This window comes from Actinomyces dentalis DSM 19115, assembly GCF_000429225.1.
GTDB classification, from domain to species: domain Bacteria; phylum Actinomycetota; class Actinomycetes; order Actinomycetales; family Actinomycetaceae; genus Actinomyces; species Actinomyces dentalis.
Window position 1 is genome coordinate 1 of sequence record NZ_AUBL01000030.1, and the last position, 22,005, is coordinate 22,005.

Consider the following 22,005-nt stretch of genomic DNA (forward strand, 5'->3'; position numbering starts at 1 on the left):
CCAAGATCTGGTCCAACAACCCCATCGAGCGCCTCAACCGCGAGATCAAGCGCCGAGCAGACGTCGTCCAGGTGTTCCCCGACAGCGAGTCCGTCACCCGCCTGATCGGATCCGTCCTGTTGGAGCAGCACGAGGAGTGGCAGTACGGCGAACGCCGCTACCTGTCCCAGACCTCACTGCGACACCTGACCGACATGCTCCAGGCCGACAACAGCGCCAGCGACCGCGCCGCCCTGCCCGCCATCACCACCTGACCGGAAGAACACCACACCAAGGGACTTGACCCAAATCTGCCACAAAGGCCGCTGCGGCCCCTATGCGCCGCTGACAGAACCGCGGAATCACGCGGTTTCATCTCAGCCACCCGGACCGCGCAGCGGCCTTTGTGGCAGATTTGGACAACCACCGCCCCCACCTCGGCCATCCACAGCCCGGACGCACCCGCTCGCGACTCCCCCGTGCCCGCCCCGGCCGCTTCGGGACACGACCCCGGACGCGCCCGACGCAACCCGTGCCCGCCGGCGAGTGGCTGACCCCCAACGGCGCGACCCCGGACGCGCCCGACGCGGCCACCGCCCCGACCACGGGGCGGGGCGGGTCCGCCGGCGGACCCGCGGGGCGCGCCGGCGGCCCGAGCGAAGATCACAGATGAGTAACATGTCTCCGGCCGCTTCGGAATCCTCGCTCTTCTCCCTAGGATCGTCCCCGTGACCACGTCCCTTCCCCTCGCCGCCCCTGCGGCGCCGGCAACCGGTGCACCGTCCCTTGACGTCGCACCGGGCTCCGTGGTCCGGGTGCGCGATGAGGACTGGCTCGTCACCCAGGTCTCCATGACGTCGGACGGCACGCTGGTGACGGTGCAGGGCCTGTCCGAGCTGGTCCGCGACGCCACGGCGCAGTTCTCCGCCGGCATCGACCGCATCGTCCCGGTGGACCCGCGCCGCACCCGGGTCATCGCGGACACCTCCATCCGTCACCGGCTCTCGCGCCTGTGGCTGGAGGCGACGCTGCGCAAGACGGCGCTGCCGGCGAGCTCCACGGACCTGGCCGTCGTCGGCGACGTCCTGGCGGACCCCCTGGCCTACCAGCTCACCGCGGTGCGCCAGGCGCTGGACCCGGCGAACCTGCGTCCGCGCATCCTGCTGGCGGACACCGTCGGTCTGGGCAAGACCCTGGAGATCGGCATGATCCTGGCCGAGCTCGTGCGCCGCGGCCGGGGCGAGAGGATCCTCATCGTCACGCCCCGTCACGTGCTCGAGCAGATGCAGCACGAGATGTGGTCGCGCTTCGCCCTGCCCTTCGTGCGCCTGGATTCGGTGGGGATCCAGCGGGTGCGCCGCTCGGTGCCGGCCTCGCGCAACCCGTTCTCGGTGTTCCACCGCGCGATCATCTCCATCGACACCCTGAAGTCGGACCGCTACCTCAACCACCTGCGCAAGCAGCGCTGGGACGCGGTCGTCATCGACGAGTCGCACAACGTCACCAACAAGGGCACGCTCAACAATCGGCTCGCGGACATCCTGGCCCGCCAGACCGACGCTCTCATCCTGGCCTCGGCCACGCCCCACAACGGCGACCCGAAGTCCTTCGCCGAGCTCATCCGTCTGCTGGAGCCGACGGCGGTGCGCGCCGACGGCAGTCTCGATGAGGAGGCGGTGCGCCGCCTCGTCATCCGCCGCCACCGTCACTCCGATGAGGTGCGCGACGTCGTGGGCGGCCGATGGAAGGAGCGCCTGACCCCGGTCAACCGCCTGGTGGCGCCCTCGCCCGCTGAGGACGCGGTGGCCGGCGAGCTCTCGCGCACCTGGCTGCACCGCGCCGACAGCGCCGCCCCGCCCGGCGGCCGGAAGGCGGGTTCGCGCGGTGACGCCCTGTTCGCCTGGACCCTGGCCAAGTCCTTCCTGTCCTCACCGTCGGCCCTCATCCAGACCATTGACGAACGGCTCCGGCGCCGCGGCTCCCGCGCAGCGGGCTCGGAGGCGACCTCGACGGAGCACCGGGCCCTGACCCATCTGCGCGAACTGGCCGTGGAGGCCAACACGACGGCCTCGGGCAAGTACCAGGCGCTGCTGGCCGAACTGCGCCGCATCGGCATCTCCCGCTCCTCGTCCGAGCGCGTCGTCGTCTTCGCCGAGCGCATCGCGACGCTCACCTGGCTGGCCGAGCACCTGCGCGAGGACCTGCGCCTGCCGGCGGAGGCGGTGCGGGTCATGCACGGGAGCCTGTCGGACGTGGAGCAGCAGGAGATCGTGGAGCAGTTCCGCCAGGCCCACACGCCGGTGCGCGTCCTGGTGACCGGCGACGTGGCCTCGGAGGGCGTCAACCTGCACGCCCAGTGCCATGAGCTCATCCACTACGACATCCCCTGGTCGCTCATCCGCATCGAGCAGCGCAACGGCCGCATCGACCGCTACGGCCAGAGCGTCTCCCCGCAGATCACGACCCTGCTGCTCGACCCATCGGACCCGCACTTCTCCGGCGACGTGCGGGTGCTCACGCGCCTGATGGAGAAGGAGGATCAGGCGCATCGGGCCCTGGGGGACGCCGCCTCCCTCATGGGCCTGTACTCGGGCGAGAAGGAGGAGGCGGCGATCCGCGAGGCGCTGCAGGCGGGCAAGGATATAGACGACGTCGTCCCCGACGCCGACGACGCATTCGCCCTGGACCCCATGGCCGCCCTGTTCGCAACCCTCACGGGCACGGCCGAGGCGAGGGGCGACGCCGGAGAGCCCGCCGGGTTCGCCCCTGCCGGTCCGGCCAGCCCCGAATCCTCCGGTCCGGCCGGTCCCGCCCCCGCCGATCCCGGCGGCTTCCCCGCCCCGGTCGATACTGCCGACGCCGTCGGCGCCATAGACCCGGCCGGTCCCGCCCGGCCCACGAGTCCGCTGCCGACCTCGACGCTGTACGAGACTCAGCTGGACTACCTGCGCCAGGCCCTGAACGAGCTCTATGAGCGCCCCGAGGAGCCCGAGCATCGCCAGACCGGTGGCGGCGGCGTCTCGTGGCGCGAGCACGGTACGCAGCACGTGGTGGAGATGGTGCCCCCGGCGGGGCTGCGCCATCGGCTGGCGGTGCTGCCGCAGTCCTACCTGCGCGAGCGCGTCCAGAAGTATCTGCGGCTGGCGACGACGCAGGCCAAGGGCGCGCGCCTCCTGGCCGAGGCCCTGGGCGACTCCTCGGGCTCCTCGTGGCCGGAGGCTCACTACCTGGGGCCGCTGCACCCGGTGCTGGACTGGGCGGGCGACCGGGTGCTGGCCAAGCTCGGCCGCTCCTCGGTGTTCGCAGTGCGCGGCGACGTGGACTCGCCGACCGTCCTGCTGCTGGGGACGCTGACGAACCGGGCGGGCCGGACGGTGTCAATGGTGTGCGTCAGCGCCGCCTTCCCCTTCCTGGACCTGCTGGGCGCGCGGGCGGACCTGGCCGCGGGTCGACCGCTTCACGCGGTGGCGATCGGGCAGGTGCACGACTCCCCCGCCGCCATGTTCACCTCGGCGGGCATCTCCCATGAGTTGAGGAACTCCGGGCCGGTGACGGACACCGCGCTGCTGGAGGCGCTCATCTCCCCGGCCGTGGACGCCGCCGAGAGCCAGATGAAGCTGACGGTGGCGGCGGCGAGCCGGCAGGCGCGGACGCGGGTGGACGCGTGGGCCGAGCGCGCCAACGCCTGGGACGACGACGCGGGCCGCCTCGTCCAGAATCGCCACCTGCGCGCCCAGCGGTCCACGGTGGCCCAGGAGCGCGAGCTCATGGACCAGCACCTGCCCGCGCACACACTGGTGCGGCCGCTGCTGGTCGTGGTGCCGCAGGACTTCGGGATGGAAGGAGACCGCTGATGGCGGTGTCGGACGCGCTGGTCGTGGGCGAGGACTGGATCAGCGAGCACTACTTCACCACGGACACCGCCAAGGAGTCCTTCCTGGCGCGGGTGCTGGAGCGCCGCAAGGAGTGGGAGGCCCTGGAGAAGCCGGCCGACCCCGGCACCGAGCCGACGCCGACGCCCCGCTCCCGGTTCCGCGCCGAGCGCTCCCGCCTGGAGGAGCTGCTGGCGGCCCTGCCCGCCGACGGCGCCGAGTCCCTCACCGGCGCCGCCTTGGAGGCGGCCGAGCAGCTCGATGCGCTCATGCGCGACATCCTGGGCTTCGCCTCGGCGGAGTACCGCCTGACCGAGCGCGGTCCGGTGACCCTGGTGCGGCCGGTCGGCGACGAGGGCCCGGCGCCGTTGGCACTGCTGCGCGCCCGCCCGGTGACCACGGTGGAGGACCTGCTGGTCAAGGACGCCCTGACGCTCGCCGAGACCTGGGAGCCGGTGGATCTGGCCGACTCCGGCGCCCCAGTGCTGGAGGGGGCCGAACCGGTGGAGTCGGTGTCCCGGGCCCTGTCCACGCTCATGACCGATGAGCACGGCCCGACCTTCGCCCTGGTCCTGGCGGGCCAGTGGGCGCTCATCGCCGAGCGGGAGCGCTGGCCGGAGGGCCGCTGGCTGGCGGTCAACGTGCAGCTCGTCGTCGAACGCCATGAGATGACGCGCGGCGGCGAGGTGGAGCGGGCCCTGACCTGCCTGGACGCCCGCTCCCTGGTGCCGACGGCGGAGGGCGAGACGTGGTGGACGGCCACCTTGGAGGACTCGGCCGCCCACACGGTGGGGGTGTCCAAGGACCTGCGCGAGGGCGTGCGTGCCTCGATCGAGATCATTGCCAACGAGGTGGTGCGCCGTCGTGCCGCCCGGGGGCTGGAGCCGCTGCCCCAGGAGCAGGCGCAGCCCTTGGCTCTCCAGTCTCTGCGCTACATCTACCGGGTCATCTTCCTGCTGTACGCGGAGGCGAGCCCCGAACTGGGGGTCCTGCCAGTGGGCGCCGCCGAGTACGACGCCGGTTACGGCCTGGACCGGCTGCGCGAACTGGCGCTGGTCGAGCTGCACGAGGAGTCCTCCCAGGCGGGTACGCACATCTATGAGTCCCTGGACCGGCTGTTCCGCCTGGTCGACGGCGGCCACAACGCGGAGGTGTCCGCCCAGGACGAGGGCGGTTTCGACGGCCTGGTCTTCCGGCCGATGCGCGCCGACCTCTTCCGCCCCGAGGCGACCGCCCTCATCGACGAGGTGGGCCTGGGCAACGGGGCCCTGCTGCGGGTGCTGCGCCACCTGCTGCTGACCAAGGAGAACACCAAGAGCGGGCGCGGCTTCATCTCGTATGTGGAGCTGGGCATCAACCAGCTGGGCGCCGTCTACGAGGGGCTCATGAGCTACTCGGGCTCCTTCGCCGCCGAGCGCCTGTGGGAGGTGGCGCCGGGCGGGGACGCTTCGAAGGGCTCGTGGGTGGTGCCCGAGGACGTCATGAAGGGTCTGGAGGAGAAGGACTTCGTGACGGTGGAGGACGAGGTGACGGGTGAGCGCCGCAACGTCACCTATGAGAAGGGCCAGTTCGTCTACCGGCTGTCGGGCCGGGACCGCCAGCGGTCGGCCTCCTTCTACACCCCGGAGGTGCTCACCCGCTTCACAGTCCAGCAGGCCCTGGCCGAGCTGCTGGACCAGGATGGACACACGACGAGCGCGGAAGAGATCCTGCACCTGACGGTGTGCGAGCCGGCGCTGGGGTCGGGGGCCTTCGCCATTGAGGCGGTGCGCCAGCTGGCGGAGCAGTACCTCTCGCGGCGCGAGCGCGAGCTGGGCCGGCGGGTGGATCCGGAGGAGCGGCCCCGCGAGCTGGCGAAGGTGAAGGCGTATCTCGCCCTGCACCAGGTGTACGGGGTGGACCTCAATGCGACGGCGGTGGAACTGGCGGAGGTGTCCCTGTGGCTGGACACCATGGTGGAGGGGCTGGCGGCCCCGTGGTTCGGGCTGCGGCTGCGGCGCGGCAATTCGCTGGTGGGGGCGCGCCGGGCCCTGTACTCGACGTCGCAGCTGAAGAAGCGGGCCTGGCTGACGGCCGCCCCGACGGCCGAGCCGCTGAGCCAGGTGGCGGCCGCGATCGACGACGCCGATGCGGCCTCCCCGCACCGCATGGGCGGGGCGCTCGACGTCTCCAACAGGATCCACCACTTCCTGCTGCCGGCCAAGGGCTGGGGCAGCGCGGTGGAGGTCCCCAAGCAGGTGCGAGACCTGGTCGATGCCGGCAGGCTCAAGGCTCTCAAGACCTGGCGCAGGAATATCACGAAGACGCTGACCACCGCCCAGGCCAAGCGGATGATCGCCCTGGCGCGGCGCGCGGAGGTGCTGTGGGAGCTGACCCTGCGGCGCCTGCGGGTGGCGGAGGCCGAGGTCTCGCGGCGCATCGACCTGTGGGAACGCGAGGAGCAGGCCGATATCGGCTCGACGGTTTCACGTGAAGACATTGAGGCCTACCTGGCGGAGCCGGGCTCGGCGTACCGGCGGCTGCGACTCGTCATGGATGCGTGGTGCGCGCTGTGGTACTGGCCGCTGACCACGAAGGTGAAGCCGCCGAGCCTGGATGAGTGGCTGGGCGCCCTGGAGGGACTCCTGGGCATTGCGGGCAAGGCGGGTCCGACCGACGCCGCGACCTTCGCCGACGCCACGGCCTGGGACGAACTCGAGCAGGCGGAGGAGATGGACCTCGGCTTCGCCGGCGCCCGCGCGATCGACTCCGTCATCGAGGAGCACGAGTGGCTCACCGTCGTCCGGGATGTGGCGGAGACGCAAGGCTTCTTCCACTGGGAGCTGGACTTCGCCACCGTCTTCGCCCGCGGCGGCTTCGACCTCCAGGTGGGGAACCCGCCGTGGGTGCGGCCAGCTTTTGTACTGCCAGAAGCGCTTGCTGAGTACGACGCTTGGTGGGGGCTCACCGGCAAGCCATCGAACAGCGAAACCACCAGACGACAGCCGCTGACTCTTAATCGCCCCAGGGCACTCGAAGGCGTTCTTGCCGCCGCAACAGAAACGGACACCCTCAATGCATTTCTAAACGATATCACAAATTTCCCTCTCCTTGGAGGAAAACCAGATCTATATCGCCCCTTCATGTGCACCGTTTGGAGCCACCAAAACAGTCGAGGAATCTCCGCGCTCATCCATCTCGACACCCACTTCACCGACCTGAAGACGCCAGAACTGCGCGGATCAGCCTATCGACGCCTTCGACGACACTGGCAGTTCATAAACGAACTTAGACTATTTGAAATCAAAGATAGCAAGCGGTACGGCATAAACATTTATGGCGCAGAACAACACCCCTCCTTCCTTCACGCTGTATCGCTCTACCACCCCGAGACTGTGCAACGCTCCCTCGTGCACGACGGCAGTGGCGAAGAGCCCGGCTTCAAAGACCCCCGCACTGGCACCTGGGACCTACGCCCCCACGCCAGCAGGATTCAGATTATCGATACATCGACCTTGAAAACCTGGCAACAAGTCACAAACTCCGACACCTGGCAAAACACACAAATGGTCTACACGACGAACTCTGCCGCTGCACGAACTCTCGCATCACTCACGTCACAAAATCGCATATTAAACTTCGAAATGCAATTCTCGCGTGGATGGTATGAAAATACCGACTTTGAGGCGGGTTTATTCAGTAAAGATTGGGGACCTTCTTCGTGGGGGCAGGCAATCCTCCAAGGATCCCACATCTCGATCAACACTCCGCTATTCAAACAACCCAACGTCACAATGAAAAATAAGGACGACTGGACAATCGGAGACATCGAGGCAATAAATTCCGCCACGCAGCCCATCACTCTATACAAGCCGCCTAAAGATCAGGTCGCTTACGACTTGCAATACACACATTGGGGCGACCGTTCCGCTCGAGACTTTTATCGTCTCGCATGGCGCAACATGGCAGCTCCAACTGGGGAGCGCACCCTTATGCCTACCATCATACCGCCCGGAACGGCGCACGTTATGACGGTGTCGGCAGCAGGCGGAGTAATAGCAAACAGACTCTGTGAAATTTTGGCGACAGCCTCGAGCCTCATCTCAGATTTTCGGACACGGACATCCGGAAGGAGTCACATAGACTTCAAAGACCTGGTTCTCATACCAGCCCTCCCAAGAGACCATCCCCTTATTCTAAGAGCAGTTCTGAGAGTGCTACGCCTAAACTGCCTCACGGATGCCTATGCCGGCCTGTGGGCCGAGTGCTGGGACGAGTCGTTTGTGACTGATGCTCCCATCCTGGAGCGTTATGACGAGCGCCCGATTGGCCCGGAGTGGACGACGGATACGCCGCTGCGTCGGGCCGAGGATCGTCGTAACGCGCAGGCGGAGATCGATGTCATGGTGGCGATGATGCTGGGTGTGCCGATCGAGGATCTGTGCACGATTTACCGCACCCAGTTCGCGGTCCTCTACGACTATGACCATGGCCGCGGCCAGGGCGCCTATGTCTACGATGCGAACGGCCGCCAAGTCCCGACCCCAGTCCGTCAGGCCTGGGAGCAGCGCCAGCGTCCCACCTCCAATGAGGATATGCCACCATCAGAGCGCACTCACACCCACCCTGGCTCTGGCGTCTCCTACATCTACGACCTCCCCTTCCGCATCCGCGACCGCGAATCCGACTTCCGCCGCATCCACACCTACCTCACCGTATCCGAGGTGTAGATTTCCACCATATTGCCTTACTCGACAACATCTCCACCCATCACCCAAGAAGGAACCCATGTCAACTCTTGCCAACAGCACCCGCAGAAAGTGCTTTATTTCTTACCATCACGCCGACGAAGAAGAGGTCGAGCAGTTCATCCGGACCTTCGACCACAACCAGGACATACTTATAGCACGAGGCATCGGTGCGAGCATGCCTGGAGACATCATCAATAGCACCAACTCCGCCTACATTATGTCCCAGATTCGCGCTAGGTACCTGCACGACACCACTGTTACCATTGTACTGATTGGAAGAGATACATGGGGACGCAAATTCGTGGATTGGGAAATCGCCGCATCACTACGGAATACTGAAACGTCCTCCGCTAGCGGTCTTCTTGCGATCACACTCCCATCCGCGGCGAACTACTCAGGTAAGCGTTTGCCTGACCGCCTTGATGACAATGTGGACGGCAATGATGGGTACGCTCGGTGGCGAAAGTATCCTTCCAGTGTCGAGCTCCTGGCAGAATTCATCGAGATCGCTTACACCGCTCGCACCGAGAAGGCAGATCTCCGCAAAAACAGCCGCCCACTGCGCCAACGGAACGCTTGACCGGAGGACGGTTATGATACTGACCGACGCCGATCTGCCGGGAGCATGGAAGAATGCCGATGATGAGTCTAAGTATGCTCAGCAGCTAACACTTTGGCTTACAAAAGGCAGGCTCGGAGGAGGTCTGGTTGCAGCAGCAGGAGGAGCGATTTCTTGGCGTATCGATCGAGTTGATGTTGCCGCCTGGACGATACTCATTGGATTCTTATCGGCACTCATCTGCGAGGTTGTATCTTGGGCAACACACTCGGAGCAAGCATGGTACGAGGGAAGAGCAGTGGCGGAGTCGGTCAAAACTCTCGCCTGGAGATATGCGGTTTGCGCAGATCCGTTCCCGGTTTCGATGGCGGATTCGGACGCTAAGACCCTGCTTCGAGAACGCATATCAACGGTCACCAGCGAGGTATCAGAGAGGATCGTATTTGATGCCAACTCGGTTGTGACACATAATATGAACATTCTAAGAGCCGCTCCTTTCGAGGATAGACGCGACACCTACATCAACGGAAGAACCATTGACCAAAAAAACTGGTATGCGAAGAAGGCTCGCCTGAACCGACGATGTGCCATATTCTGGCGCAGCACCCTCATCATTTTTGATGCTTTGGTCTTTGGACTTGCCTGCAGTCGCCTTCCCGGAGGATGGACCATAGACTTCGCTGGCCTACTCGGAGCCTTGATCGCAGCTGGCACCGCGTGGGTCTCCGTGAAGCAGTTCTCTCCGTTGGCATCCGCATACGCCGTAGCAACAAAGGAACTGGGAATACAAGAGTCCAAACTGAGGATGGTGGATGAAAAGGACTGGGCATTGGTTGCCGCTGACGCAGAAGAGGCCATCAGTCGTGAGCACACGACGTGGCTAGCTTCTCGAACCGGTCGGCTTCCCAATTGGATTGAACCCTAAATCATATCCCTCCAGGCTGAGCGCATCCGGTGCTCCATCGCCTATCTGTCGACGACCTTCGCGCTCACGGACGCCGAGCCGCGGCGGGCACTGGTCGACTTCCTCCAGGACGAGGAGCAGGGCGTTTTCATCGGTCCCTCCGCCCGTCTGCCCTTGCCCGCGCCGCTCGCGAAACGGGCGGGCGCCCGCTGTCACTTTCGGCGATAGACCTCACGGCGGTGGTCAACAGCGAGAACGAGGACCACCAGCACTCCGTCGTCGATCTCGTAGATGATGCGGTAGTTGCCGGTGCGCACGCGCCACTCCCCGTGCCCTCCGACGAGTTTTTTGGCACCTATCGGGCGAGGCTCTTAGGCAAGCAGCTCAACGACAGCCTGAATCCGGCGTTGCGCGTGACCGTCCAGTTTGCGTAGCTGACGGGCGGCAGCCGGGCTGAGCTGGATCCGGTGGGTCATGCGAGCCCGAGGTCAACCTTGACCTCGTCCCAGGGGATGGTGCCGTGCTCGGCGACCTCCGCACGGGCGGCGTCGGCTGCTTCGATGTCCGTCAGGTCCTCCGCAGCCCGGGTGAGGCGCTCCAGGTCCTCCGCTCCAATCACCGCGGCCACGCGGCGGTCCCGACGGGTGAGGAACACGGGCTCATGGCTCGCGTGGGCGTCGTCGATGACGTCGGCGAGCTTGTTGCGCGCGGCGGAGACGGGCATATCAGTCATGGCCCGCAGTATCGGTGAAGAACGCGACGATGTACATCGCGCTACATGGTGTGCATCGCGCTGCTCAGAGTCGAGGCCCGCCGACAGCACTCGGCTTCGTCGTCTCACCCCTGCGGTAGCCTCTGAGTTGCGGGATCAATCTCCCGGAACGACGACGATCCGCACGAGGCCGTGCCGGCCCCGGCGGGCACAGGTCCCGTGCCCGCCCCGGCCGACGCCGCTCCCATGCCGCATCCGAGCCCCACCACCCACAACCAGCGCGCCTTACTCATGACTCTCCTTCTTCCCAGCCTCCAGGCCGAACGCATCTGGCGATCCATCGTCGACTACCTGTCGACGACCTTCGCGCTCACGGACGCCGAGCCGCGACGGGTGCTCGCCGACTTCCTCCAGGACGAGGAGCAGGGCGTCTTCATCGGCCCCTTCGTGCGCCTGCGCCTGCCCTACCTGGCCGCGAGCGCCCACGCCGTCGGCCCCGGTCGGGCTGGCCAACCCGGCCAGCCCGGCCCGGCCGCTGGCCCCGTCCAGCCCGCCCAACACGCCCGGCCCAGCCGCTCCGCCCCGGTCACCAACCCCGCCGCCCTCACCGACCGCCCCCTCGACTGGGACCCGGGCCTGGCCCCCTACCAGCATCAGGAGGACGCCTACCGACGCCTGACCACCAAGGGCGGCCACCGCCCCGAGCCGACCATCGTCACCACCGGCACCGGCTCGGGCAAGACCGAGGCCTTCCTCCACCCCGTCCTCGACCACGTGCTGCGCGCCCGCGCCCGGGGGGTCACCGGCGTCAAGGCCCTCATCCTCTACCCCATGAACGCCCTGGCCGCGGACCAGGCCGGCCGCCTGGCCCGCCTCATCGCCTCCGACCCCGCCCTGGCGGGGGTGCGCGCCGCCGTCTACACCGGCGACTCCTCCGCCCGGCCGAACAAGCGCGTCACCGCGGAATCCCTCATCACCGACCGCCACGCCATCCGCAACGACCCGCCGGACATCCTGCTCACCAACTACAAGATGCTCGACCAGCTGCTCCTGCGCCCCGAGGACCGCGAGCTGTGGCGGGGCTCGGCCGCCTCCCTGACCTACCTGGTCCTGGATGAGTTCCACACCTACGACGGCGCCCAGGGCACCGACGTCGCCATGCTGCTGCGGCGCCTGGGCCTGACCCTGCGCGCCCACCTGAGCGCCGACGACCCCCGCCGGGAGGCCTTCGCCGACTCACCGCTCGGGCCCGTGTGCCCGGTGGCCACGTCCGCCACCCTCGGCGACGGCGGGGACCCCTCCCGCATGCTCGCCTTCGCCCGCGACGTCTTCGGGGTCGACCTGTCCGCCGACGCCGTCGTCACCGAGACCCGCGCCGACCTCGACCGGTGGGCCGCCGCCCACCGCGTCGCCGCCGAGTCCCTGGGCCTGATCGGCCGCGCCCTGCGCCTGCGCTCCCTGCCGGGCGAGAACCTGCGGGCCCTGGCCCACCTCGCCCAGGCCGGCTCCCCCGACCCCGAGGAGCTGCTGCGCGGCGTCGTCGCCCGCCTGTACGACCTGCCCGACGGGCTCGAGGACTCCCTCGACGCCGCCGGACTCGCCTGCGCCCTCCAGGCCCACCCGGACGTCCTGGACCTCGTGCGCGCCGCCGAGATCTCCACGCCGCTGGCCGGGCTCGCCCGCGATCTGCTGGGCCCCGCCTGCGAGCCGGGCCCGGCCCGCCGGGTGCTGTGCGCGATCCTGGCGGCCCTGTCCGTCGTGCGCGCCGGGCTGGACGGCGCCCCCGACCGCAGCGCGGTCAATGTGGAGGTCACCCTGTGGATCCGCGAGGTCACCCGCGTCGACCGGGTCCTGAGCTCCCTGCCGGCCTTCCGCTGGGCCGACGCCGCCTCCGAGCAGGCGCGGGTCGACGATCCCGCGCGCCCGGCCCTGTACTGCCGCTCGTGCGGGCGCTCCGGCTGGGGCGTCGTGCTGGCCCCCACGGGGCAGCGGGAGAAGGACGACCAGTCCCAGGTGCGCCGCGACCGCAAGACCGGCGACCCCCGCTTCCGGACCCTCCTGCACGCCCCCGGGGAGGACGCCGACTACCGCCGCCGCCTCGAAGCCGGGGAGCCCGACCCGCAGGCCCGCCACCCCGGGCTGCGCTGGTACTCCGTCAACGGCCGCGAGCTCCTCGCCCGCCGCCCGGCCGATGACGACCCGGAGGCCAAGGAGGGGCTCGTGCTGCCGGTCCTGACCCTGACCGGGGACGAGCGCGCCATCGCCGAGGACTCCACCCGCGACGTGTGCCCCTCGTGCGGGGACAGGGACTCGATCCGCTTCCTCGGCTCGGCCGTCGCCACCCTCCTGTCGGTGTCCCTGACCACCCTGTTCGGCGACGACGCCCTCGACGACGCCGACAAGCGCGCCCTCATCTTCACCGACTCCGTGCAGGACGCCGCCCACCGGGCAGGATTCGTCAACCAGCGCTCCCACACCATGAGCCTGCGCTCGGCCCTGCGGGGGGCGCTGACAGCCGACATGCCCCTTGACGCGTGGGCCGGGGCCGCCCTCGACGCCGCCCGGCCCAGCGCCTTCGACCGCTACCGGCTCGTGCCCGCGGCCCTGACCGAGCACCGGTGCTTCAAGCCCTATTGGGACCCGAAGGCCTCGGCCTCCGAGCGGCGTCGGGCCGAGCCGCACGTGCGCCGTCGGCTCCTGTTCGACATCGCCCTGGAGGTGGGCCTCCAGTCCGCCTACGGGCGCACCCTGGAGGCCACCGGGTCGGTGGGCGTGCACGTGGCCGCCGGGCGCGCATCGGTCCTGACCGACCTGGCCCGCCGGGCCCTGGGGGGCGAGCGGCAGGGCGTCCTGGACGGATTCGAGGGCGTCGCCGACGCCGACCTGCTCGCCTGGGTGCGCGGCACCCTGGAGCGCATGCGCCGCGACGGGGCCATCGACCACGAGTGGCTCGCGCGCTACAAGCGCGACGACGGCAAGCGCCTGTGGATCTGGTACAAGCGCAACCGCAGCCAGGGCCAGCCGGCCTTCCCCGCCGGGCGCGCCGCCCCCGCCTTCCCCCGGGCGGGCGGCGGCCTCGACACCCGCAAGTCGGCCTTCGTGCCGGTGGGCTCGCCCAGGTCCTGGTACGCCACCTGGACCCGCAAGTGCCTGGGCGCGGCGCCCACGCACGCCGCCCGCCTGGCCCGCGTGCTCCTGGCCCGCCTGGCCGAGGCCGGGATCCTCACCGCCACCGACACCAGCAGCGGCGGCACCGTCTACGGGCTGCCGGCCGGGCGCGTCGTCGTCTCCCCGCTGGGCGAGACCACGGGAGACGACCTGCTCCTGGTGTGCGACACCTGCCGCACGCAGCTGCCCGCCGCGGCCGCCACCGTGGACCAGCTCGACAACGCCCCCTGCCCGGCCGTCGGCTGCCCGGGCCGCCTCAGGGCCGGGCCGCGCCCGGCGGAGAGCTTCTACCGCAGCATGTACGCCGGGGCCCATGTGCGCCGCGTCGACGCCCACGAGCACACCTCGCTGCTCACCGCCGACGAGCGCGCCCGGGTCGAGAACGGGTTCAAGCGTCCCGAGCAGGCACCGGGCGATCCCAATGTCCTGGTGGCCACCCCCACCCTGGAGATGGGCATCGACATCGGGGACCTGTCCACCGTCATGCTCGGCTCCCTGCCGGCCACGGTCGCCTCCTACGTGCAGCGGGTCGGCCGGGCGGGCCGCCGCAGCGGGTCGGCGCTCGCCCTGGCCTACGTGCCCGGCAGGCGCCACCAACTGCCGGTCCTCGACGACCCCGACCGGCTCCTCAACGGCTCCGTCGCACCGCCGTCGACCTACCTGGGGGCCGAGGAGATCCTGCGCCGCCAGTTCCTGGCCTCCGTCATCGACGCCCTGGCCCGCGAGAACCACCCGGCCGTCCCCTCCGGGGGACGCGGTACCGCCGGGGCCGCCCTGGGGGCCACCGGGGAGGGCTCCCTCATGAGCGTCCTGTGCGAGCGCATCGAGCGCGACGGCGCCCCGCTGGTGCGGGCCTTCACCGACGCCTTCGGGCAGCGCACGCCGGCGCTCGAGCGCCTGACCAGCTGGGTCACCCGGGACGGCGGCGCCGGGCCCCGCGAGATGCTCATGCGGGCCACCGCCGAGCACCGCGCCGAGGCCGAGCGGCTCCGGCGCCAGGAGCGCCAGATCGTCGGGGCCCTGCCCGAACTCGCGATGGCGGCCGAGCGCCCCAACGCCACCGAGGAGGACCGGCGGGCCCATCGCGCCGCCGAGGGCGCCCGGAAGGCGGCCCAGGCCCGGATCCTCGACCTGCAGGGGGAGCACTGGGTCTCGGCCCTGGAGCGCCACGGCATCCTGCCCAACTACACCCTCATCGACGACTCGGTGCGCCTGTCCGCCCGCGTGTCCTGGCGCGACCCGGAGACCGACGAATTCCATCCCGAGCCCTACGACGTCGAGCGGGCCTCCGTCCGCGCCCTGCACGAGTTCGCCCCCGGCGCCACCTTCTACACCCGCGGCCTGGAGATGAGGATCGAGGGCGTCGACGCCTCCGCCGACCTCGCCGACCAGGCCCAGTGGTGGTTCTGCTGCGAGGCCTGCGGTTACGCCGACGTCCGGGGCCCGCAGGGGAGCAGGCCCGCCGCGCCCCCCGAGTGCCCGAGGTGCCGGGGAACCGCCATCGCCGACGTCGGGCGCGCGCGCCGGGTCCTGCGCCTGACGCGGGTCTTCGCCGACGTCTCCGGGGACGACGCCCGGATCGGGGACTCCAGTGATGATCGGATCCGCACCCGCTTCGAGATCCTCCCCCTGGCCGACTTCGACCCCGAGCGCGCGGTGCGCCAGTGGAGCGTGGAGGCCTCCGGCTTCGGGCTGACCCGCTACCGCGGCATGAGCCTGCGCTGGCTCAACACCGGGCGGGCCCTAGCCGGCCAGAGCGTCGACAGGGTCGCGGGCCTGCCCGTCTCCTCGCGGGACTTCCGCCTGTGCGAGGCGTGCGGCAAGCTCGACACGGACACCGGGGCCTCCACCGCCCGCGAGCACCGGCCCTGGTGCGCGCACCGCACCGATCCCGCCGAACACGTCATCGCCGTCGATCTCATGCGAGAGCTGCGCACCGAGGCGATCGCCTTCGTTCTCCCCCTCGGCTTCGCCACCGACTGGGTGGGGGCCGACTCCCTGACGGCCGCCATCCGGCTGGGCCTGGAGATCACCACCGGCGGGTCCCCCGACCACCTGGGCATCGCCGTCGTCCCCCACCCCGTCGCCGGCGGCGCCCCCGGTGAGACCCGCCCCGCCCTCCTCCTGCACGACACCGTTCCCGGCGGCACCGGATACCTCACCGATCACGACGACCCCGCCAAGCTCTGGAACCTCCTCGTGCGCACCGGCCAGCACCTGGAGGACTGCCCGTGCCGCACCGAGAACAGGGGCATGTGCCCCGACTGCCTCCAGCCCCACGCGCTCTCCGGCGAGGTCACCCGCGCCGCCGCCCTTCACGCCATCCGCCAACTCCTGGGACCGGACGCCGAGGGCCCCTTCGCCGACCTGGCCCCGGAGGCGCCCCTGTGGCACGTCACCGATGAGGCCGTGCGGGCCGGCACCGGGGAGAGCCCCCTCGAGGTGCGCTTCCGCGCCGAGCTCATCGACCGCCTGGGCAAGGAGATGGCCGTGCGCGCCGTCGGGGACCCCTCCGGGGCGCCCGCCCTCGAGATCGACGGGGGCCGCTGGAGGATCCGCCCGCAGCTCGACGCACTGGGCGCCCGCCCCGACTTCACCTGCCTGCGCCCGGCCGGCCGGGCCCCCATCGCCGTCTTCATCGACGGGCGCCGCTATCACGCCACTCGGGCGCACAACCGTCTCGCCGACGACGCCGCCAAGCGCGAGCGCCTGCGCGCCGCCGGGTACCGGGTCATCGCCGTCGGCGCCGAGGACCTGGGCGGACCGTGGAATCCGACCTGGCTCGACGACGACGCGGTCGCCCGGCTCAAGAACGGCTCCCTCGGGCCGGCGCGGGCGGGCGCCGTCACCGACCGGGCCATCGCCGCCTGGCGCGGCGGCCCCATGGCCCTCCTGGAGTCCATGCTGCTCGACGACGCCGACGACGGCCCCGACGCCAGTCCGGAGGCCACCGCCCTCAGCGCCCTGGCCGACTCCATCTGGGGCCCGCTCATCTGCGACGCCGCCCGCCGCCTGCCCCCGAGCGGGGCGGCGTCCCCGCCGTACTCCCCCGCCCAGGGCGCCAGCGCCCCCGTGCACTACTCCCCCGCTGCGCGCGCGCAGGCGGACCCGCTGTGGGAGGCCCTGCGGGCGCTGCGCCCGGACGAGGACCTCCCGAAGCTCGTCGGCGCCGGCGCTGGCGTCGAGCCCACCGGCGCCGGCGTGGGCGCCCGCGCCCGGGTCTCCGGCTCGGTGTTCACCAGCCCCCACCTCGCCCTCGCGGTCCGACTCACCGGCGTCTCCACCACCGGCATGGCCCTGATGCTCGACGACTCCGACGAGGCGCTGACCTCCCCCGACCACGCCGAGGCCTGGCTGGCCTGGCTCAGGCTCGGCAACGTGCTCGCCCTCGCGCAGGCGCCCGTGGCCATCACGACGACGAGCCGGGCCCTCGACGAGCTGCGCGGGCGCGCCAAGACCCGGGCCCTCGCCGCCGACGCCGGGGTGAGCCCCGAGGCGATGAGCGACCTCGGCTGGAACGACGTCGATGCGGAGCTCACCCCGCCGGACGTCCTCGCGCTCCTGCCCCGCCTCGCCGCCGCCGGCATCCCCCGCGGGGACGACGGCGCCGAGGTCGCCGACGGGGTCATGACCGACCTGTCGTGGCAGGATCGACGCGTCGCCGTCGTCGCCGACCCGATGGAGGGCGACGTCGAGGCGCTCGCCGCCGCCGGCTGGCGCGTCGTCGTCCCCGGGGACGACCCCGAACAGACCATTGCCCGGATCGCCGCGCTCCTGGAAGGACACTGACATGCCCGCGATCGTCTGGCCCAGCAGCAAGGCCAAGGACGCCACCGCCAGGGACTCGTCGCTGAAGGCGAAGATCGGCCCCTTCATCGCCAAGCTCAGCACCATGACCGCGAGCACCGGCCTGCACCTGGAGCACATCAGGGGTGCCGCCGACCGGCGCGTGCGCACCGCCCGCGTCACCGACTTCTACCGGGCGGTCCTGTTCGAGCTGGACGCGGGCGGCGAGCCCGTCTACGTCATCCACGGCATCTGGCCGCACGACGAGGCCAACAGGATCGCCGAGTCCGTCACCGTGGGCGTCAACCCCTGCAACGGGGCCACCGAGGTCACCCGCATTAAGGACGCCATCCAGCAGGACGCCGGCGACGTCGAGCAGGCGCGGCGCGCCGCGCGGGCCGAGCTCGACGCGGCCAGACGGGAGGCGGAGGAGATCGCCCGCGAGGCCGCCCGCATCCAGAGCGCCAACGCCGAGGCGCGCCGCCAGAATGCGCGGGCCGCCGCGGGAGGGGCGGGCGAGGCGGGCGCCACCGGCGCGCCCGTCGGCGGCCAGCGGGGCAGCGGCGACGGTCACCAGGGCGCCAGCGGTGACCAACGGGGCGCCGTCGCGCCCGATGCGGCGCAGGCAGTGCCCGGCGCCGTCGTGCCCGGTGCCGAGACCCCCGGCGCAGCGCGGGCCGTGCCCGGCGCCGTTGCGGCTCCTGGCCGCGATCACGCGCTCACCTGGCCCGAGAGGCTGAGCGTCGAGACTCTGCGCGACGAACTCGGCATCGACGTCCGACTCGGCGCCGCGGCGCTCGCCGCCACCTGCGAGTCCCAGCTCCTGGATCTGGCCATCACCGCCCGAGTCGCCTGGCAGGGGGAGGCCCTCCTCGCCCTGGCGACGGGGTCGACGATCGACGACGTGCGCGAGGACTTCGAGCTCCTGCGCCCGCAGGACGTCGCCCCCGACCCCACCGACGCCGACATCATCGCGGGCCTGCGCCGGCGCGCCGCCCGAACCGAGTTCGCCTGGCTCGAGACCGACGAGGACCTGCGCCGGGCGATCGAGGGCCTCACCTTCGCCCAGTGGCAGCTCTTCCTCCACCCCCAGCAGCGCGCCCTCGTGGACCGCCGCACCAACGGCCCCATGCGCGTCTCCGGCGGCGCCGGGACCGGCAAGACCGTCGTCACCGTGCACCGCGCCGCCGTCCTGGCCAAGCGCGACGCCGAGGCGGGGGACGAGGTGCGGATCCTGCTGACGACGTACACGCGCAATCTCGCCGACGACCTGCGCCGCCAGGTGGCCCAGCTCGCCCCGACGCTCCCCTTCGCCGAGAGGATCGGGGAGCCCGGCCTCCTCGTCAGCGGCCTGGACAGGATCGCCCGCGCCGTCCTCCAGCGCGCCGGCGACTCCATCGCGCAGACGGCGGAGCGGGTCATCGGCCGGCCCCGCACGCGCGTGCTGACCCTTCCCGACTCCAAGAGCAACCCGTGGTACGAGGCCCTCGCCCTCATGGGCAACGAACTGCCCGAGGGCCTGCGATCCGCCGACTTCCTGGAGTCCGAGTACGAGCTCATCGTGCTGCCCCAGCGCATCACCACCCTCCGGCAGTACCTGCGGGTCCGGCGCCCCGGGCGGGGCGTCGCCCTCGCCCGGGACAAGCGCGCCGCCGTGTGGAGGGCCATCGAGAGCTACCGGGACCGCAGCGCCGCCCTCGACGTCGTCTCCTTCTCCGAGCAGCTCGCCCTGGCCGCCGCCTGGCTCGACGCCGAGGCCGCACGGGGCGCGCCCCGGCCATTCCGGCACGTGCTCGTCGACGAGGCGCAGGACCTGACCCCCGCCCACCTCCAGCTTCTGCGCGCGCTCGTCGACAGCGGGCCGGACGACCTGTTCCTGGCCGAGGACTCCCACCAGCGCATCTACGGCAGGAAGATCACGCTGAGCCACTACGGGATCCATGTGCGCGGGCGGTCGCGGCGCCTGACCCGCAACTACCGGACCACGCACCAGAACCTCGACCTCGCCTTCGGGATCCTCGATCCCGGGGCCTACGAGGACATGGAGGGGCGGGCCGAGGAGCACCGCTACGTCTCGCCGAGGTCGGGGCCGGAGCCGCTGCTCATTCACGCGAGTGATCGCGACCAGGAGATCAAGGAGGCGGGCGCGCTCCTCGATCTGTGGCTGGAGGAGGACCGGGACGCCGGCGAGGAGGGCGCCCCGGAGACGATCGCCGTGCTTGTGCGCGACCGGTATCAGCGGGACGCGGTGGTCACCGGGCTGGCGCAGCAGGGCATCGAGGTGCGCCCGGTCGACCGCGAGGCCGTGGGCCGCGGCCGACCGGTGGTCATGACGATGCACCGGGCCAAGGGACTGGAGTTCCGCAAGGTCCTGCTCTTCGACGTGTCCGAGGACTCGATCCCGCGCTCGCTGCGCGATCAGCGCTACTCCGAGGCGGACCGCACCGATGCGCTCCTGCGGGAGCGCTCCCTGCTGTACGTGGCCGCCACCCGCGCTCGCGATCAGCTCGCCATCTCCTGGAGCGGCCGGAAGAGCCCGCTGCTGGAGGATGTGGTCCGGTAGAGGCCTTCTTCAAGAATCGCCTGGCCCCGCTCCCCGGGGTCTCGTCCCACCCGGTGAGCCCCATCGCCCCGGGGAGTCGATTCGGTGATGTCACCTCAGCTCACATCGTGCGAGGCCAGTTCGCGAGAATCGAGCGCAGGCGAATTCCGTCGGGTTGGGCTCGCATGGCGCGAGCCGGGATGGACTCTGTTGCGCTGGGCTCGCATTACGCAAGCCGGGCCCGGCTCCGCGCCGGTCGAGTCCGCGCCGCGGTCAGGGATCCTTCCCGAGGCGGTCCGGCAGCACTGCTGGACCCCGATTCGCCCGCGTCATCACCACCCGAGCTCGGGTCGACCCACTCCGAACTCGCGGGCGCCCTGGTTCTCACCGTCCACGCTCAGACCAGTCGGCACGCCGTCATGGCCCAGTACGAGCACGCCAACCGAGCCCTGTGGACGGGTGGCGCGGAACCCTGCTTGTGGAGCCCGGCTCGTCGCGCCAATCCGGGGAACGAGCCGCGCACACGCGGCCCGGCGACCGGAGACCCCCGGCTCAGGGCCCTCCCCGCGAGCCGACACCGGACCCGGATCGGGAAGCTTATTCACCATCCTCTGAATAACCTTCATACAACGGATTTCAGCGGTTCGATGGCGTCGAGCGTCTCCCCGATGGAGTCCTCAAGAACATCGAGGTCGTATGCGTCCTGAAGATTGAGCCAGAACCGGGCCGAGGTTCCGAAGTAGCGTCCGAGACGCGCGGCGGTGTCCGCGGTGATCCTGCGCTTGCCGTGCACGATCTCGTTGATCCTACGGGACGGCACCCCGATGGCGGCCGCCACCTTGCTCTGCGTGATACCGAAACCCTTGATGAAGTCCTCCATGAGGATCTCGCCCGGGTGGATCGGGGCGATCTTGTCAGTGGTAGTCAACGATCTCAACCTCCTCCGGCCCGGCGTCACTCCATCTGAAACAGATCCGCCACCGGTCATTGATCCTGATGCTGTACTGACCAGATCGATCGCCCTTAAGACGCTCAAGCCGATTCCCGGGGGGAACGCGCAACTCCTCAAGACTCGATGCCGAGTCGAGCAGGCGCAGCTTGCGAAGGGCGGCCCTGCGGATGCGCGGATCGACTGCGGGCACGGACTCGCGTCGACTGAGCCGCTCGGTCGCCTTGTCGGCGAAGGACCTGATCACGGGCGCATCATATAACGTTCGGGCGAGTCGCTTAGCGCGGCAGCAATTCCCGCGGAGCTTCTGCCCGGCGGCTCTCCCGGGGCCGCCACTGCGATCGGCACGCAGCACCACGTCGCGCACCGGCACTCTCACCACTCGGGTTCGCGACGGGCACCCGCGAGGGAGCACGGGATCCCTGCTTGTGGAGCCCGGCTCGTCGCACCAATCCGGGGATCAAGCCGCGCGCACGCGGCCCGGCGACCGGAGACCCCCGGCTCAGGGCCCTCCCCGCGAGCCGACACCGGACCCGAATCGGACACCGGGCTCGCGCACGATGTCCAAATCTGTTGCAAAGGCGCCCGCGCACCCCACGCACTGCCGACAGAACCGCGGAATCATGCGGTTTCATCTCAGCCACACGGACCCCGCAGCGGCCTTTGCAACAGATTTGGACAACCCACCGCCCCCCTCGACCATCCACAACCCGACAGCACCCGACCCACGACCCCCAACGAGCCCGAACGCGCCCGATCCCGAGGACCGGGTTCTCGCGGCGAGTGCGCAACAAGCCCGCTCCG

At 70.2% G+C, this 22,005-nt stretch carries 11 protein-coding genes; 7 read left to right on the forward strand and 4 right to left on the reverse strand.

Going from position 1 to position 22,005, the window contains the following annotated elements; translation table 11 throughout:
- The 5 genes from G446_RS16700 to G446_RS19260 all read left to right on the forward strand — a co-directional run.
- Window positions 1-254 (forward strand): transposase (locus G446_RS16700; RefSeq protein WP_034469716.1); only part of this gene is annotated, 254 nt, incomplete at its 5' end.
- A 453-nt stretch (window positions 255-707) separates the two neighbouring features.
- Complete coding sequence (locus G446_RS0107850) at window positions 708-3,833, forward strand: helicase-related protein (protein ID WP_245574630.1); 3,126 nt, start codon at window positions 708-710, stop codon at window positions 3,831-3,833.
- Window positions 3,833-8,560 carry an Eco57I restriction-modification methylase domain-containing protein gene (locus G446_RS0107855; protein WP_026409746.1) on the forward strand — a complete coding sequence of 1,576 codons (4,728 nt, stop codon included), beginning with the start codon at window positions 3,833-3,835 and terminating at the stop codon, window positions 8,558-8,560. Before G446_RS0107850 ends, G446_RS0107855 begins: the two co-directional genes overlap by 1 nt.
- A gap of 58 nt (window positions 8,561-8,618) precedes the next feature.
- On the forward strand, window positions 8,619-9,161 hold the full coding sequence (locus tag G446_RS19255; protein ID WP_084779086.1) for a TIR domain-containing protein: 543 nt from the start codon (window positions 8,619-8,621) through the stop codon (window positions 9,159-9,161).
- Window positions 9,162-9,174: 13 nt separating this feature from the next.
- Entirely contained in the window at window positions 9,175-10,065 is an 891-nt protein-coding gene (locus G446_RS19260) for a DUF4231 domain-containing protein (RefSeq protein ID WP_084779087.1), read from the forward strand.
- 191 nt (window positions 10,066-10,256) lie between these two features.
- Here the strand turns inward: G446_RS19260 and G446_RS20965 are convergent, their stop codons facing one another.
- Together G446_RS20965 and G446_RS0107865 are read right to left on the reverse strand one after the other, a co-directional pair.
- Window positions 10,257-10,403 carry a type II toxin-antitoxin system RelE family toxin gene (locus tag G446_RS20965; RefSeq protein WP_281170214.1) on the reverse strand — a complete coding sequence of 49 codons (147 nt, stop codon included), beginning with the start codon at window positions 10,401-10,403 and terminating at the stop codon, window positions 10,257-10,259.
- A gap of 113 nt (window positions 10,404-10,516) precedes the next feature.
- Window positions 10,517-10,777 carry a type II toxin-antitoxin system Phd/YefM family antitoxin gene (locus G446_RS0107865; RefSeq protein ID WP_026409747.1) on the reverse strand — a complete coding sequence of 87 codons (261 nt, stop codon included), beginning with the start codon at window positions 10,775-10,777 and terminating at the stop codon, window positions 10,517-10,519.
- Window positions 10,778-11,002: 225 nt separating this feature from the next.
- Between G446_RS0107865 and G446_RS0107870 the strand changes: the two genes are divergently transcribed.
- Together G446_RS0107870 and G446_RS0107875 are read left to right on the forward strand one after the other, a co-directional pair.
- A complete protein-coding gene (locus G446_RS0107870) occupies window positions 11,003-17,713 on the forward strand; it encodes a DEAD/DEAH box helicase (RefSeq protein WP_245574632.1) in 6,711 nt (2,236 codons plus the stop codon).
- A gap of 1 nt (window position 17,714) precedes the next feature.
- Window positions 17,715-20,273, forward strand: a complete 2,559-nt coding sequence (locus G446_RS0107875) for a UvrD-helicase domain-containing protein (RefSeq protein ID WP_026409749.1) — start codon at window positions 17,715-17,717, stop codon at window positions 20,271-20,273.
- Between the two features lie 601 nt (window positions 20,274-20,874).
- Here G446_RS0107875 and G446_RS0107880 read toward each other — a convergent pair.
- Window positions 20,875-21,180 (reverse strand): HigA family addiction module antitoxin, encoded by a 306-nt coding sequence (locus G446_RS0107880; RefSeq protein ID WP_026409750.1) that lies wholly within the window; start codon window positions 21,178-21,180, stop codon window positions 20,875-20,877.
- On the reverse strand, window positions 21,167-21,448 hold the full coding sequence (locus G446_RS0107885) for a type II toxin-antitoxin system RelE/ParE family toxin (RefSeq protein ID WP_026409751.1): 282 nt from the start codon (window positions 21,446-21,448) through the stop codon (window positions 21,167-21,169). The genes G446_RS0107880 and G446_RS0107885 overlap by 14 nt, the downstream gene beginning before the upstream one ends.
- Window positions 21,449-22,005 lie beyond the last annotated feature (557 nt).

What these genes read in the sequence shown, in the direction of transcription:
- G446_RS19260 (WP_084779087.1), top strand. Translation starts at nt 9,175, where the DNA reads ATGATACTGACCGACGCCGATCTGCCGGGAGCATGGAAGAATGCCGAT.
- G446_RS0107870 (WP_245574632.1), top strand. Translation starts at nt 11,003, where the DNA reads ATGCCGCATCCGAGCCCCACCACCCACAACCAGCGCGCCTTACTCATG.
- G446_RS0107875 (WP_026409749.1), top strand. Translation starts at nt 17,715, where the DNA reads ATGCCCGCGATCGTCTGGCCCAGCAGCAAGGCCAAGGACGCCACCGCC.
- G446_RS0107855 (WP_026409746.1), top strand. Translation starts at nt 3,833, where the DNA reads ATGGCGGTGTCGGACGCGCTGGTCGTGGGCGAGGACTGGATCAGCGAG.
- G446_RS0107865 (WP_026409747.1), bottom strand. Translation starts at nt 10,777, where the DNA reads ATGACTGATATGCCCGTCTCCGCCGCGCGCAACAAGCTCGCCGACGTC.
- G446_RS19255 (WP_084779086.1), top strand. Translation starts at nt 8,619, where the DNA reads ATGTCAACTCTTGCCAACAGCACCCGCAGAAAGTGCTTTATTTCTTAC.